At 67.7% G+C, this 13,057-nt stretch carries 12 protein-coding genes; 7 read left to right on the forward strand and 5 right to left on the reverse strand.

Translation table 11 applies throughout. The annotated features are described in order from the left end of the window. Positions 1 to 57 precede the first annotated feature (57 nt). The 7 genes from fba (at position 58) to DBV10_RS08480 (ending at position 8,488) form a co-directional block, all read left to right on the forward strand. A complete protein-coding gene (gene fba / locus DBV10_RS08450) occupies positions 58 to 1,122 on the forward strand; it encodes a class II fructose-bisphosphate aldolase (RefSeq protein WP_124512519.1) in 1,065 nt (354 codons plus the stop codon). 305 nt (positions 1,123 to 1,427) lie between these two features. Then, positions 1,428 to 2,132, forward strand: coding sequence for a hypothetical protein (locus DBV10_RS08455; RefSeq protein ID WP_370451122.1), 705 nt, complete (start codon positions 1,428 to 1,430; stop codon positions 2,130 to 2,132). Between the two features lie 59 nt (positions 2,133 to 2,191). Next, on the forward strand, positions 2,192 to 2,731 hold the full coding sequence (locus tag DBV10_RS08460; protein ID WP_124512523.1) for a phenylacetic acid degradation protein: 540 nt from the start codon (positions 2,192 to 2,194) through the stop codon (positions 2,729 to 2,731). 66 nt (positions 2,732 to 2,797) lie between these two features. Continuing rightward, complete coding sequence (locus DBV10_RS08465) at positions 2,798 to 4,396, forward strand: Re/Si-specific NAD(P)(+) transhydrogenase subunit alpha (RefSeq protein ID WP_124512525.1); 1,599 nt, start codon at positions 2,798 to 2,800, stop codon at positions 4,394 to 4,396. 33 nt (positions 4,397 to 4,429) lie between these two features. Further along, complete coding sequence (gene pntB, locus DBV10_RS08470) at positions 4,430 to 5,842, forward strand: Re/Si-specific NAD(P)(+) transhydrogenase subunit beta (protein ID WP_124512527.1); 1,413 nt, start codon at positions 4,430 to 4,432, stop codon at positions 5,840 to 5,842. Positions 5,843 to 5,936: 94 nt separating this feature from the next. Then, positions 5,937 to 7,616: a long-chain-fatty-acid--CoA ligase gene (locus DBV10_RS08475; protein ID WP_124512529.1), complete on the forward strand. Its 1,680-nt coding sequence runs from the start codon at positions 5,937 to 5,939 to the stop codon at positions 7,614 to 7,616. A gap of 116 nt (positions 7,617 to 7,732) precedes the next feature. After that, positions 7,733 to 8,488 carry a 5'-methylthioadenosine/adenosylhomocysteine nucleosidase gene (locus DBV10_RS08480; protein ID WP_124512531.1) on the forward strand — a complete coding sequence of 252 codons (756 nt, stop codon included), beginning with the start codon at positions 7,733 to 7,735 and terminating at the stop codon, positions 8,486 to 8,488. A gap of 170 nt (positions 8,489 to 8,658) precedes the next feature. On the opposite strand, the gene corA is transcribed toward DBV10_RS08480, so the two are convergent. The 5 genes from corA to DBV10_RS08505 all read right to left on the reverse strand — a co-directional run bounded on the left by corA (position 8,659) and on the right by DBV10_RS08505 (position 12,884). Next, a complete protein-coding gene (gene corA, locus DBV10_RS08485; RefSeq protein ID WP_124512533.1) occupies positions 8,659 to 9,648 on the reverse strand; it encodes a magnesium/cobalt transporter CorA in 990 nt (329 codons plus the stop codon). Between the two features lie 183 nt (positions 9,649 to 9,831). Next, positions 9,832 to 10,617 (reverse strand): uracil-DNA glycosylase family protein, encoded by a 786-nt coding sequence (locus DBV10_RS08490; protein ID WP_199740067.1) that lies wholly within the window; start codon positions 10,615 to 10,617, stop codon positions 9,832 to 9,834. Between the two features lie 37 nt (positions 10,618 to 10,654). Beyond that, positions 10,655 to 11,158 carry a ribosomal protein S18-alanine N-acetyltransferase gene (gene rimI / locus DBV10_RS08495; protein ID WP_124512535.1) on the reverse strand — a complete coding sequence of 168 codons (504 nt, stop codon included), beginning with the start codon at positions 11,156 to 11,158 and terminating at the stop codon, positions 10,655 to 10,657. Then, complete coding sequence (gene tsaB / locus DBV10_RS08500; RefSeq protein ID WP_124512537.1) at positions 11,155 to 11,880, reverse strand: tRNA (adenosine(37)-N6)-threonylcarbamoyltransferase complex dimerization subunit type 1 TsaB; 726 nt, start codon at positions 11,878 to 11,880, stop codon at positions 11,155 to 11,157. Before tsaB ends, rimI begins: the two co-directional genes overlap by 4 nt. Then, positions 11,877 to 12,884: a DMT family transporter gene (locus DBV10_RS08505; RefSeq protein ID WP_124512539.1), complete on the reverse strand. Its 1,008-nt coding sequence runs from the start codon at positions 12,882 to 12,884 to the stop codon at positions 11,877 to 11,879. The genes tsaB and DBV10_RS08505 overlap by 4 nt, the downstream gene beginning before the upstream one ends. Between the last annotated feature and the right edge of the window lie 173 nt (positions 12,885 to 13,057).

Here is a 13,057-nt window from a genome sequence, read left to right on the forward strand (position 1 = left end):
ACCACCGCCCTGCCTGGCCTACAGCGCCTTCCTCAACCCTGAACGGACCCCACGACCATGCCCCTCGTTTCGATGCGCGAACTGCTCGACCATGCCGCTGCCCACAGCTATGGCATCCCTGCCTTCAACGTCAACAATCTGGAGCAAGTCCAGGCCGTGATGGCGGCCGCCGACGAAGTGGGCGCCCCCGTGATCCTGCAGGCCAGCGCGGGTGCGCGCAAATATGCGGGCGAGCCCTTCATCAAGCACCTGATCCAGGCCGCCGTCGAAGCCTTCCCCCACATCCCGCTGGTGATGCACCAGGACCACGGCACCTCGCCCAAGATCTGCTCGGGTGCCATCGACCTGGGTTTTGGCTCGGTGATGATGGACGGCTCGCTGATGGAAGACGGCAAGACCCCCTCGTCCTTTGACTACAACGTGGAAGTGACGCGCAAGGTGGTGGACATGGCCCACAAGGTGGGTGTGACGGTGGAAGGCGAGCTGGGTTGCCTGGGCAACCTGGAAACTGGCGAAGCCGGCGAGGAAGACGGCGTGGGCGCCGAGGGCAAGCTGGACCACAGCCAGATGCTGACCGACCCCGAGGAAGCCGCCGTGTTCGTCAAGGCCACCCAGCTCGACGCCCTGGCGATTGCCATCGGCACCAGCCATGGCGCCTACAAGTTCAGCCGCAAGCCCACGGGCGACATCCTGGCCATCAGCCGCGTCAAGGAAATCCACAAGCGCATTCCCAACACCCACCTGGTGATGCACGGCTCCTCCTCGGTGCCCGCCGAGCTGCTGGCCATCATCAACCAGTACGGCGGCAAGATGAAGGAAACCTACGGCGTGCCCGTTGAGGAAATCCAGGAAGCCATCAAGCACGGCGTGCGCAAGATCAACATCGACACCGACATCCGCCTGGCCATGACCGGCGCGGTGCGCAAGTTCCTGGCCGAGAACCCCGACAAGTTCGACGCGCGCGAATGGCTCAAGCCCGCCCGCGAAGCCGCCAAGCAGGTCTGCAAGGCCCGCTACCTGGAGTTCGGCTGCGAAGGCCAGGGCGCCAAGATCAAGGGCCACAGCCTGCAGGTCGTGGCCGCCCAGTACGCCTCGGGCGCGCTGGCGCAGGTCGTGAACTGATCCACCTTGGCACAGGGCCCGACGGGGCCTTCCGTACAGCCTGGCCGCTTTTGCTGCCGGGCTTTTTTTTGCCTGGACGCAGCGCGGGCTGGGGAGTTCCCTCTACATCAGACAAAGGCGACAGCGATAAGAATTTCTTCATGTAAGCTCGCGGTCAGCTTTTCCGGCGGGGCACCGTGCGCAGCGTCTGGTCCCCGGTCGCCGCCCCAAATACCCGACCGGTTTCGCTCCACCCGAACGGAATGGGGTGGCATTGGATGGGATGATTGAAGGCGTATCCGCATGAACCTTTCTCTATGACTCTGATGATTTCGAAGTTCCGGCGCCTGTGGCCCTGTGCCCTGGCTGTGCTGATGACGGCGTGTGCGCCGCTGACCGTCCCTCCGAAGGCGGAATATTCCGTCGGCCGTGCGCGCCTGGTTTTGCCGCCAGGGGCCTGGCAAGACCTGGGCAGCGCAGACGACGCGGCGGGCCGTGCCCCGCTGCAAACCCGTTCCGTGGGGCTGCGGGGTGCGCAGGGGGCATGGCTGGCCGTGCTGCGTGTGCAGACCAACCGCAGCGGCGACCTGAGCGGTTCTGCACAAGGCACAGGCCATTGCCCGCCCCAGCCAGATGTCACGGTGGAGGATGCCGCTGCAGGCAGCCCCGTGCGCGCGGACTGCCTGCGCCTCAAGAGCTGGGGCAGCAGCGCCCAGTGGCTCGACAAGAACCGGCCGGATCTCGTGCAGTGGCTGGTGGGCCAGAAGATCATGCTGAATGCACCGTACGCGCACCTGAGCTACCGCTATGCCACCGAAGCTGGGGCCTGGGTCGTGGTGGATGCGCTGGTGGACCAGCGGCTGCTGCGCCCCAAGACGCGCAACAACGAAGAGTTCCTGGCCGCCGGCCGTCCGGCCCTGCAATGGGGACATGACCTGGCCCAGGCCGCGCGCCTGAGCGTCGGCATGGTGGACGGCTACCTGGCCGTGCCGCCGTTCCCGTTCCCGCTCGCAGAGGCCGCACCCAAGTAAGTCCGGCCACCAGGCCAAAAAAACAAGAGCAAGACGAGAGCAAGAGAGGGAGATTCACCATGGCTGTCATTCTGGAAATCCTGGGGCTCATCATCACCTTCACCATGGCCATGGAGGCCCTGCGCCGCTTCGGCATCGACGTGGGCTGGCTCAATCCCCTGGCCTTCTTCCGCCGCCGCGCATGGAACAAGAAGGCGGCCACACCGCCGCTGTATGCGCTGGAGCACCCGGTGGACGTGGTGGCCGTGCTGGCCCTGGCCATGGTGCAGGCGACCGGTGCCGTGACGGTGGAACAGAAAGAGGGCGTGCTGGCCCTGCTGCGCCAGCATCTGGGCCTGGGCGATGCCGATGCGAGCAACCTCTGGGTCGCCAGCTCCCACATGCTGCGCAACCGCCCCTTGACGCCGGGCGAAGTGCCCGCCGTGCTGGAGCGCAGCATCGAAAAGTTCACCGATTACCACGTGCAGACCCTGCGCTCCGTGATGCAGGGCGCGGCGCAGATCACGCCCCCCGCCAGCGCCGAGCAGCGGCAGCTTCTGGAGGCCGTGGACGCCTACTTTGCCAAGAAGCAGGCCGCAGCACGCCCCTGGGCGGGCTGACCGGATCCGGCGGACGCCCGCAACGCGCCCTGGCACAACGATTACGCAACTTCGAGGAGACTTCCCATGCAGACCAGCCCCGTCCCGCAGCCGCAGCGCATCGGCGTACCGAGGGAGACCTTCCCCGGCGAGAAGCGCGTGGCCACCGTGCCCGAGGTGGTGGAGAAGCTGATCAAGCTGGGCTTCACGGTCGCCGTGGAGTCGGGGGCCGGGGACGCCGCCAACTTCAGCGACGATGCCTACCGCGCCGCCGGGGCCGAGGTCATCGGTGGCGCTGCGGCGCTGTGGGCGGCCTCCGACATCGTCTTCAAGGTGCGCCCGCCCAGCAGCGACGAAGTGGCGCTGATGCGTGAGGGCTCCACGCTCATCGACTTCATCTGGCCCGCGCAGAACCCCGAGCTGATGCAGCAGCTCATGGCCCGCAAGGCCACGGTGCTGGCCATTGACTGCCTGCCGCGCACGCTCTCGCGCGCCCAGAAGATGGACGCGCTGACCTCCACCGCAGGCGTCAGCGGCTACCGCGCCGTGATCGAGGCGGCCAACGCTTTTGGCCGTTTCTTCAACGGCCAGATCACGGCGGCGGGCAAGGTGCCGCCGGCCAAGGTGTTCATCGCGGGTGCGGGCGTGGCGGGCCTCGCCGCCATCGGCACGGCGGCCAACCTGGGCGCCATCGTGCGCGCCAACGACACGCGCGCCGAGGTGGCTGACCAGGTCAAGTCGCTGGGCGGTGAATTCGTCAAGGTGGACTATGAAGAGGAAGGCTCGGGCGGCGGCGGTTACGCCAAGGTCATGAGCGAGGGCTTCCAGGCCGCGCAGCGCCAGATGTACGCAAGCCAGGCCAAGGACGTGGACATCATCATCACCACCGCGCTGATCCCCGGCAAGCCCGCGCCCAAGCTCATCACCGCCGAAATGGTGCAGAGCATGAAGCCCGGCAGCGTGATCGTGGACATGGCGGCCGAGCAGGGCGGCAACTGCGAGCTGACCGTGCCCGGCGAAGCCGTGGTGCGCCATGGCGTGACCATCGTCGGCTATACCGACCTGGCCTCGCGCCTGGCCAAGCAGTCGTCCACGCTGTACGCCAACAACCTGTTGCGCCTGACGGAAGAGCTCTGCAAGGCCAAGGATGGCGTGGCCGTGGTCAACATTGAGGACGATGCGATCCGGGGCCTTACCGTGGTCAAGGACGGCGCCATCACCTGGCCCGCCCCGCCGCTCAAGCAGGCCCCAGCGCCGGCCCCCAAGGCGGCTGCCCCCGTGGCCGAGAAGAAATCCAGCCATGGTCCGGGCGCGCCCATGTCCGCCAAGACGCTGACCATCGTGTTTGCGGTGATGGCCGTTTTGTTCTGGGCCATCGGCGCCTATGCGCCCGTGGCCTTCCTGGGGCACTTCACGGTGTTCGTGCTGGCCTGTTTCATCGGCTACATGGTGGTGTGGAACGTGACACCCGCGCTGCACACGCCGCTGATGAGCGTGACCAACGCCATCTCCAGCATCATCGCCATCGGCGCGCTGGTGCAGATCGCACCGCCAGACGCCACCCTGAACGGGCGCCCGGCCGGGCTGATCCTCTGGCTGGCCTTTGCCGCCACCGTGCTCACGGCCGTCAACATGTTCGGCGGCTTTGCGGTGACGCGCCGCATGCTCGCCATGTTCCGCAAGTAAACACAACGACAAGAACAACGAGGAGCACAGAACATGTCCCAAAGTCTCGCCACCGTTGCCTACCTGGGCGCGGCCATTTTGTTCATCCTGAGCCTGGGCGGGCTCTCCAACCCCGAAACCTCGCGCCGGGGCAACCTGTTCGGCATGGTCGGCATGGCGCTGGCGGTGCTGGCCACCGTGTTTGGCCCGCGTGTCAGCCCATCCGGCATGGCCTGGATCGTGGGTGCGCTGGTGATGGGCGGCGGCATCGGCCTGTATGCCGCCAAGGTCGTCAAGATGACCCAGATGCCCGAGCTGGTTGCGCTCATGCACAGCCTGGTGGGTCTGGCGGCCTGCCTGGTGGGTTTTGCCAGCTATGTCGATACCTCGATCCCGCTGCAGGGCGTTGAGAAAACCATCCATGAGGTGGAGATCTACGTGGGCATCCTGATCGGTGCCGTCACGTTCAGCGGATCTCTGATTGCCTTTGGCAAGCTCAATGGCAAGATCGGCGGCAAGCCGCTGCTGCTGCCCGGGCGCCACTGGCTCAACCTGGCCGGCCTGCTGGTGGTGGTCTGGTTCGGCCGCGAGTTTCTGCACGCCGAAACCATGGAGCAGGGCCTGCTGCCGCTGGTCGTGATGACGGTGATCGCCCTGCTGTTCGGCATCCACATGGTCATGGCCATTGGGGGAGCCGACATGCCGGTGGTGGTGTCCATGCTCAACAGCTACTCGGGCTGGGCGGCGGCGGCCACGGGCTTCATGCTGTCCAACGACCTGCTCATCGTGACCGGTGCGCTGGTGGGCTCCTCGGGCGCCATCCTGTCCTACATCATGTGCAACGCGATGAACCGCAACTTCATCAGCGTGATCGCGGGGGGCTTTGGCTCGGGGGCGGGCACACCGGCCAAGAAGGGCGACCCTGCAGAACCCCAGGGTGAGGCCGTGCCCGTCAGCTCCGCAGAGACGGCCGAGCTGCTGCGCGAGGCCAAGAGCGTCATCATCGTGCCTGGCTACGGCATGGCCGTGGCCCAGGCCCAGCACACGGTGTACGAGATCACCAAGACCCTGCGCGACAAGGGCGTGGAGGTGCGTTTTGCGATCCACCCCGTGGCCGGCCGCATGCCCGGCCACATGAACGTGCTGCTGGCCGAGGCCAAGGTGCCCTACGACATCGTGATGGAGATGGACGAGATCAACGCGGACTTCCCCGAGGCCGACGTGGCCATGGTCATCGGCGCCAACGACATCGTGAACCCCAGCGCACTCGATGACCCCACCAGCCCCATCGCGGGCATGCCGGTGCTCGAAGTGTGGAAGGCCAAGACCTCGATCGTGATGAAGCGCTCCATGGCCTCGGGCTATGCAGGGGTGGACAACCCTCTGTTCTACAAGGACAACAACCGCATGCTGTTCGGCGATGCCAAGAAAATGCTCGATGAGGTGCTGACCGCGCTCAAGGGCTGACGGGCATAATCCGACAGCGAAAAAGCACGACCGTGCAGAAAAGCCGGCACGGTATTCACGACCTCACTATAAAACTGACCAGGAGACAACACACATGACCGACCGCCCGTGGCTGGCCGCCTATCCGCAAGGGGTTCCTGCCGACATCGACATCTCGCAGTACACCTCCCTCGTCGCCCTCATGGACGAGGCGTTCAAGAAGTACGCCGATCGCGTCGCCTACAGCTTCATGGGCAAGGACGTGACCTATGCCCAGACCGACTCGCTCTCCAGCGCGTTCGCGGCCTATCTGCAGGGCCTGGGCCTGGTCAAGGGTGACCGCGTGGCCATCATGATGCCCAACGTGCCGCAGTACCCCGTCACCGTGGCTGCCGTGCTGCGCGCAGGGTTTGTGGTGGTCAACGTGAACCCGCTGTACACCCCGCGCGAGCTGGAGCACCAGCTCAAGGACTCGGGTGCCAAGGCCATCGTCATCATCGAGAACTTCGCCACCACGCTGGAGCAGTGCATTGCGCACACGCCCGTCAAGCATGTGGTGCTGTGCGCCATGGGCGACCAGCTGGGCCTGCTCAAGGGCGCGCTGGTCAACTACGTGGTGCGCAACGTCAAGAAGATGGTGCCGGCCTACAACCTGCCCGGCGCCGTGCGCTTCAATGATGCGGTGGCCCAGGGCACGCGCGGCACGCTCAAGAAGCCCGACATCAAGCCCGATGACATCGCGCTCTTGCAGTACACCGGTGGCACCACGGGCGTGAGCAAGGGCGCCGTGCTGTTGCAGCGCAACGTGATCGCCAACGTGCTGCAGTCCGAGGCCTGGAACGACCCCGTGATGAAGAAGGTGCCGGCCGGCGAGCAGCCCACCAGCATCTGCGCGCTGCCGCTGTACCACATCTTCGCGTTCACCGTGAACATGATGCTGAGCATGCGCACCGGCGGCAAGACCATCCTGATCCCCAACCCGCGCGACCTGCCGGCGGTGCTCAAGGAGCTGTCCAAGCACCGCTTCCACAGCTTCCCGGCCGTCAACACGCTGTTCAACGGGCTGGCCAACCACCCCGACTTCAACACCGTCGACTGGAAGAGCCTCAAGGTCTCGGTGGGCGGTGGCATGGCCGTGCAGGGCGCCGTGGCCAAGCTCTGGCTGGAGAAGACCGGCTGCCCCATCTGCGAAGGCTACGGCCTGTCCGAGACCAGCCCCTCGGCCAGTTGCAACCCCGTGACGGCCACCGAGTACACCGGCACCATCGGCGTGCCGATCCCGGGCACGTACATGAAGCTGCTCGACGACGAGGGCCGTGAAGTCACCACGCTGGGCGAGCCGGGCGAGATCGCCATCAAGGGCCCGCAGGTCATGGCCGGCTACTGGCAGCGCCCCGACGAGACCGCCAAGGTCATGACCGAGGACGGCTACTTCAAGTCCGGCGACATCGGCGTGATGGACGCGCGCGGCTACTTCAAGATCGTGGACCGCAAGAAGGACATGGTGCTGGTCAGCGGCTTCAACGTCTACCCCAACGAGGTGGAAGAAGTGGTGGCCAACTGCCCGGGCGTGCTCGAATGCGCCGTGGTGGGGGTGCCGGACGAAAAGACCGGCGAGGCCGTCAAGCTCGTCATCGTGAAGAAGGACCCGGCGCTGACGGAGGCGCAGGTCAAGGAGTTCTGCCGCCACGAACTCACGGGCTACAAGCAGCCCCGCGTGATCGAGTTCCGCACCGAGCTGCCCAAGACCCCCGTGGGCAAGATCCTGCGCCGCGAGTTGCGCGACAAGAAATGACGCAGGGGCGTGCAGCCATTGCGCGCCACAATCTGCGGGCGGCTTCGGCCGCCTTTTTTCATCGCCGGGCCGCCCCGGCAGGCCGTTTTCTTGCGTGTTGATCCGAGGGTTTTTGTATGAGTACCGCCATCCTGAGTGCACTGACCGAGGAGCAAAGCTCGCTGGTCGGGCACCTGGCCCATCCGCAGCGCGTGATGCACGCGGGCCGCGCCTTCTGGCGGGGCGAGCTGCACGACCGGCGGGTGGTGCTGGCGCTGTCGGGCATCGGCAAGGTGGCGGCCGCCACCACGGCGACGGCGCTGATCGAGCATTTCGGCGTGGCGCGCATCGTGTTCACCGGGGTGGCCGGGGGCGTGGGCGACGGGGTGAATGTGGGCGATGTGGTGGTGGCCCAGGACTACGTGCAGCACGACATGGACGCCTCGCCGCTGTTTCCGCGCTGGGAGCTGCCGGGTTACGGGCGCAGCCGGCTGGCCTGCGACCCCGCCTTGAGTGCTCTGCTTTTGGAAGCGGCCAGCGCATGCGTGGCGGGCGCTAGCGGCCAATGGGGTTTGATGTCTTCGCCGGGGCAGCCCCGCCACCGCGTGCACCACGGCCTGGTGGCCAGCGGCGACCGGTTTGTCTCGACCGCTGAAGAATCGCTGCGCCTGCGCGCCGCGCTGCGGGGCGCCGGGCACGACGTGCTCGCGGTGGAAATGGAGGGCGCCGCCGTGGCCCAGGTCTGCCAGGACTATGGCGTGCCTTTCGCCGCCGTGCGCACCATCTCGGACCGCGCCGACGACACCGCCCATGGCGACTTCGCACTGTTCGTGCAGACCGTGGCCAGCCGCTACGCCGAGCACATGGTGCAGACACTGCTTCAAAAGCTATAAATTTGATAGCTATTAGCGCTTATCCATCAAGCGCTAGAGGCCGATTTCATTAAAAATCTACCGAACTGAGGAGAGGGCAAGCCTCCGCCAGCGCCACCGCGGAACCGGCTCTGCCGGGCCGCTGGAGGCGTCCCCCCTCGGGGGGGAAGGCGCGCAGCGCCACAGGGGGGCTACTTCAACCAGCCGCGCTTGCGGAAGTACCACATCGGCCCCAGCGCGCTGGTCACCATCAGGGCCAGCACGTAGGGGTAGGCGCCCGCACCCAGCAGCTCCAGCTCGGGGAACTTGAGGTTCATGCCGTACACGCTCGCGATCAGCGTGGGCGGCAGCAGCGCCACGCTGGCCACCGAGAAGATCTTGATGATCTTGTTCTGGTTGATGTTGATGAAACCGACCGTGGCGTCCATCAGGAAGTTGATCTTGTCGAACAAAAAGGCCGTGTGGTTGTCCAGCGACTCGATGTCGCGCAGGATCTGGCGCGCCTCCTCGAACTGCTCGGCGTTGAGCATCTTGGAGCGCATCATGAAGCTCACCGCGCGGCGCGTGTCCATCACGTTGCGGCGGATGCGGCCGTTCAAGTCTTCCTGGCGCGCGATGGCGGCCAGCACCTCGCCGGCGCGGGTGTCGGTCACGTCGCCGGCCAGCACCTGCCGGCTCACGGCTTCGAGCTCGTCGTAGATGTTTTCCAGCGTGTCGGCCGAGTATTCGGCGTCGGCATCGAACAGCTTGAGCAGCACTTCCTTGGCGTCTTCGATGAGGCCCGGCGCGCGGCGTGCGCGCATGCGCAAGAGGCGGAACACGGGCACGTCTTCGTCGTGGATGGAGAACAGCACGCCCCGGCTCTTGAGGTTGGTGTTGTGCTGGTTGAGGATGAAGGCCACGCGCACCGAGCGCGGGTTTTCATCGTCGTCGATCAGGAAGTCGCTGCGGATGTGCAGCTCGCCGTTGTCTTCTTCGTAGAAGCGGGCGGATTCCTCGATGTCCTCGTCCATCGCATCCTCGGGGATGGACAGGCCGTAGTGCTGCTTGATCCAGCGTTTCTCTTCGAGGGTGGGGGCTTCCAGATCGACCCAGATCGGCTGGAAGCGGGTCAGCTCTTCCAGGGACTCGATTTCTTCCTGGAACAGCCGGCCATTGGCAAGCGTAAAGATGTTGAGCATGGGCTCACTCCCTTGTGTGTGGCAACTGCGGTGTGGGGTCTGGGGGTGCTTTCAACCCCACGGCAGGCCGGGGAGCTGAAAGCTACCAACTCGGGTAGGTTTCCAAGGAGCTGTCTCCGTCAAAAATAGGCAAGTCGCGGATTATGGCACCGGGAGGGTGCCGGGCGGTGCGGTGGGCCGAGGTCAGGCCCCGCGCACCAGCGCCAGGGCGCGGCACAGGTCGGCCCAGGCGGCGGCCTTGGTGTCCTGCGAGCGCAGCAAAAAGGCCGGGTCATAGGTCACCACCGCCGGGCAGCCCGCCAGCTGGTGCGGGCCCGCGCGCAGGCGGCCCAGCGGCTCGGTGCGGCCCAGGGCCGCGCGTGCCGCCACATGGCCCAGCACCAGCACCATGGCGGGCTGCAGCGTGGCCACCACGTCGGCCAGGGTGGCGGGGATGTGGGCGCTGGCTTCGGCGCCGGGCCCAGGCCGTTCCAGCGCCGCCAAGAAGACGCGCGGATGGCGGTGCAACTGCATGGCGCGCAGCATGTTGTCCAGCAGGCGCCCGGCGTCCCCGCCCAGCGGGTCGGCGGGGGTCAGGCTTTCCGCCACGATCAACCAGCCGCTGCCCAGGCCTGCGGGCGTCTGCGCCGGGTCTGCCGTGGGGTACAGCGCCTGGGGCGCGTGCAGTTGCAGCGCCGGGGCGGCCGGGCCTGTGGATGGCGGGGCCACGCTGCTGGTGCTTGGGGGCGGCGTGCGGGGGGCGGCTGTGGGCAGGGGCGCAGCGCTGCGGGGTGCCGCCGCCACGGGGGGCGGGGCTGGTGCATGCGCGGGCGCGGCGGCCGGGCTGCGGGCCTCCACAGCGGCGGCAGAAACGGCGGCGGATGGGGCGGCGGGTGGGGCGGTCGGGGCCGCTGCCGGTGGCGGGCCCCACACGGTGACCCCCATTTCTTGCAGCATGGCGCGCTGTCGCGCATCGAGGTGGAGGCTCATACGGGCGGGCAATCGGTGGGTTCGTGGCAGGCGGGGGTCACAGCCCCAGGCTCATGACCACGGCGTCTTCGCGCTGGCCATGGTCTGCCGGGTAGTAGCGTTTGCGGTCGCCCACGCGGCGATAACCGTGGGCCAGGTAGATGGCCTGGGCGCGCAGGTTGCTCGCACGCACTTCCAGCCACAGCCACTGCGCACCGCGCCCGCGCGACCACAGGGCCAGGGCGTCGAGCAGCACGCGCGCCCAGCCCTGGCGCTGGAACTCGGGGGTGACGGTGATGTTGAGCAGGTGCACTTCGTCCACTCCCATCATGGCCACGAAGTAGCCCAGCAGATGGTCCCCCGCCATCAGCACCTGCGCCTGGTAGCCCGAGGCCAGGGCATCGGTGAAGTTGCCACGCGTCCAGGGGTGCGAGTAGGCGCGCTGCTCCACGGTGAGCACGGCATCGAGCCGGGCCAGTGTGAGCGCTTCAAAGCGCGCTTCGGGGCGGGCCGAGGCGGTGTCGTCTGCAGCAGAGGACGAAGGGGTGGGCAGGGCACTCATGCGGGGTCTTTGGGCGGGGCCATGGCCTGGGCGGCGCGCTCGGCGGTGGTTTGCGCCACTTTATCGCGGATGTAGCGCGGCAGCGCGTCGCTGGCGGGCACGGCCGCCCCTGCGGCGATCAGCGCGGGCGCCAGGCGCAGCAGTGCGGTGGCGGTGGGCAGGGCGGTGACATGGCGGGCGCCAGCCGCCAGCCGCTCGCCATAGGGCGTTTGCGCATTGCCTGCCACCGTCCAACCCGCGGGCACCTGCACGGATTCGGGCTTGCCCAGGCCAAAGTCGGCGTCGGTCTGCCATTGGCCGCTGGCCGCCTGCAATCCCGGCACATATCGGCAGCGCGTGTGGTAGACCTCGTCCATGCGTGCATCGAGCACGGCCACCACCTGGGTGCAGCCGTGCTGCTGGCGGGCTTCTTCGGCCACGGCAAGCAGGGTGTCTACGGGCAGCACGGGCACGCCCTGGCCGCCGCGCGCCCCAAAGGCCAGCCCCTGGGCCACGGCGCAGGCGGTGCGCAGGCCGGTGAACGAGCCGGGGCCGCGCCCGAAGGCGATCACGTCCAGCGTGTCGAACGACAGGCCGGCCTGGGCCATCAGGGCCTGCACGGTGGGGATCAGCGCGGCCGAGGCCTGCGCGCCGCCCGGCCCCTGGTGCTGCCAGACGCCATCGCCGTGCTGCACGGCGATGGAGAGGGTGTCGGTACTGGTGTCGAAGGCGAGCAGATTCATGGGCCGGGTGTTGTCGTTGTCGGGTGCGTGCGCAGGGGGCGCTGGGGGGCCGGGGCCGGGCTTGTGCGCAGCACCCCCACAAGGATACCGGTGGTCACCAGCAGCAATCCGGCCACGAGGTTCCAGTGCATCGGCTCCCCCAGGAAAAACACTGCGCCCATGGCCGACAGCCCGGGCACCAGTGCCGTGATCATGGTGGAGCGCACGGGGCCGAAGTGCTGGATCATGCGCGTGAACGCAATGCCCGAGACCACCACCGAACCCCCGCCCTGGAACACCATCTGGAAGGCGATCTCGCTCCAGGGCGCTACCGCCAGGTGGCTGGTGATAGCACCCAGCCCGACCAGCAGGGCATAGGCGGGCACATACGCCGCGCAGGCAAAGGCCGTGATGGCGATGGTGGCCTGCACCGCATCCACCGCATGGCGCCGCGCCAGCACGCTGTAGGTGGCCCAGCACGATGCGGCCAGCATGAACAGCAGATCGCCCTTCCAGACATCGCCGCCGCCCCAGGCGGCCAGCAGGCTGCGTCCGCCCACGAGCAGGTCGCCCGCAACGATCAGGGCCAGCCCGGCGGCGCGCGGCGGTGTGATGTGGTCGCGCAGCAGCCAGGCGGCGAGCAGCGCCGTCCACAGCGGCAGGCTGCCGGGCATGAGCACCGAGGCATGCGTGGCGGGCGCGTGGAAGAAGCCTGCATAGGCCAGCAGGGCGTAGAGCAGCCCTCCAAACAGGCCCAGCAGGGCCGTGGTGCGCAGCGGCAAGGGCGAGATCCCGCCCAGGCTGGCGGGCGGGGCGGCCGCGCCCAGGGCCTGCGTGCGCCGCCGCACCATCCACCAGCCCCAGGGCAGCAACACCAGGCTGGCGCCGGCGATGCGCAGCAGGGCGATGTCGAGCGGGGTGAGCGTGCGCTGGGCCGAGGCGCGGGCGATGACGATGAAGCCCGTCCAGATGGTGACCGTCACAACGGCCGCCAGCAGGCCCATGGCACGAGGAGAAAAACGCATCGGGCGATTATCCGGTGGGGCCGGGGCCGGCCCCCGGCCGCCCGCGAAGCCCCGGCTGGGGGCGCGGGCATCACCGCCCGGGCCCGCTCAGAACCGGTTCAGCGCCGGCTCAGAAAGACTCCCAGTCGTCGTCATGGCCGGCCTGGGGCGCGCGGCTGGCGGGCTTGGGGGCG

Origin of the sequence: Acidovorax sp. FJL06, from assembly GCF_003852545.1 — a bacterium.
Taxonomy (GTDB): Bacteria; Pseudomonadota; Gammaproteobacteria; order Burkholderiales; family Burkholderiaceae_C; genus Acidovorax.

Coding starts and splice junctions, on each gene's coding strand:
- fba (WP_124512519.1), top strand. CDS start 58: ATGCCCCTCGTTTCGATGCGCGAACTGCTCGACCATGCCGCTGCCCAC.
- DBV10_RS08455 (WP_370451122.1), top strand. CDS start 1,428: ATGATTTCGAAGTTCCGGCGCCTGTGGCCCTGTGCCCTGGCTGTGCTG.
- DBV10_RS08460 (WP_124512523.1), top strand. CDS start 2,192: ATGGCTGTCATTCTGGAAATCCTGGGGCTCATCATCACCTTCACCATG.
- DBV10_RS08465 (WP_124512525.1), top strand. CDS start 2,798: ATGCAGACCAGCCCCGTCCCGCAGCCGCAGCGCATCGGCGTACCGAGG.
- pntB (WP_124512527.1), top strand. CDS start 4,430: ATGTCCCAAAGTCTCGCCACCGTTGCCTACCTGGGCGCGGCCATTTTG.
- DBV10_RS08475 (WP_124512529.1), top strand. CDS start 5,937: ATGACCGACCGCCCGTGGCTGGCCGCCTATCCGCAAGGGGTTCCTGCC.
- DBV10_RS08480 (WP_124512531.1), top strand. CDS start 7,733: ATGAGTACCGCCATCCTGAGTGCACTGACCGAGGAGCAAAGCTCGCTG.
- corA (WP_124512533.1), bottom strand. CDS start 9,648: ATGCTCAACATCTTTACGCTTGCCAATGGCCGGCTGTTCCAGGAAGAA.
- DBV10_RS08490 (WP_199740067.1), bottom strand. CDS start 10,617: ATGAGCCTCCACCTCGATGCGCGACAGCGCGCCATGCTGCAAGAAATG.
- rimI (WP_124512535.1), bottom strand. CDS start 11,158: ATGAGTGCCCTGCCCACCCCTTCGTCCTCTGCTGCAGACGACACCGCC.
- tsaB (WP_124512537.1), bottom strand. CDS start 11,880: ATGAATCTGCTCGCCTTCGACACCAGTACCGACACCCTCTCCATCGCC.
- DBV10_RS08505 (WP_124512539.1), bottom strand. CDS start 12,884: ATGCGTTTTTCTCCTCGTGCCATGGGCCTGCTGGCGGCCGTTGTGACG.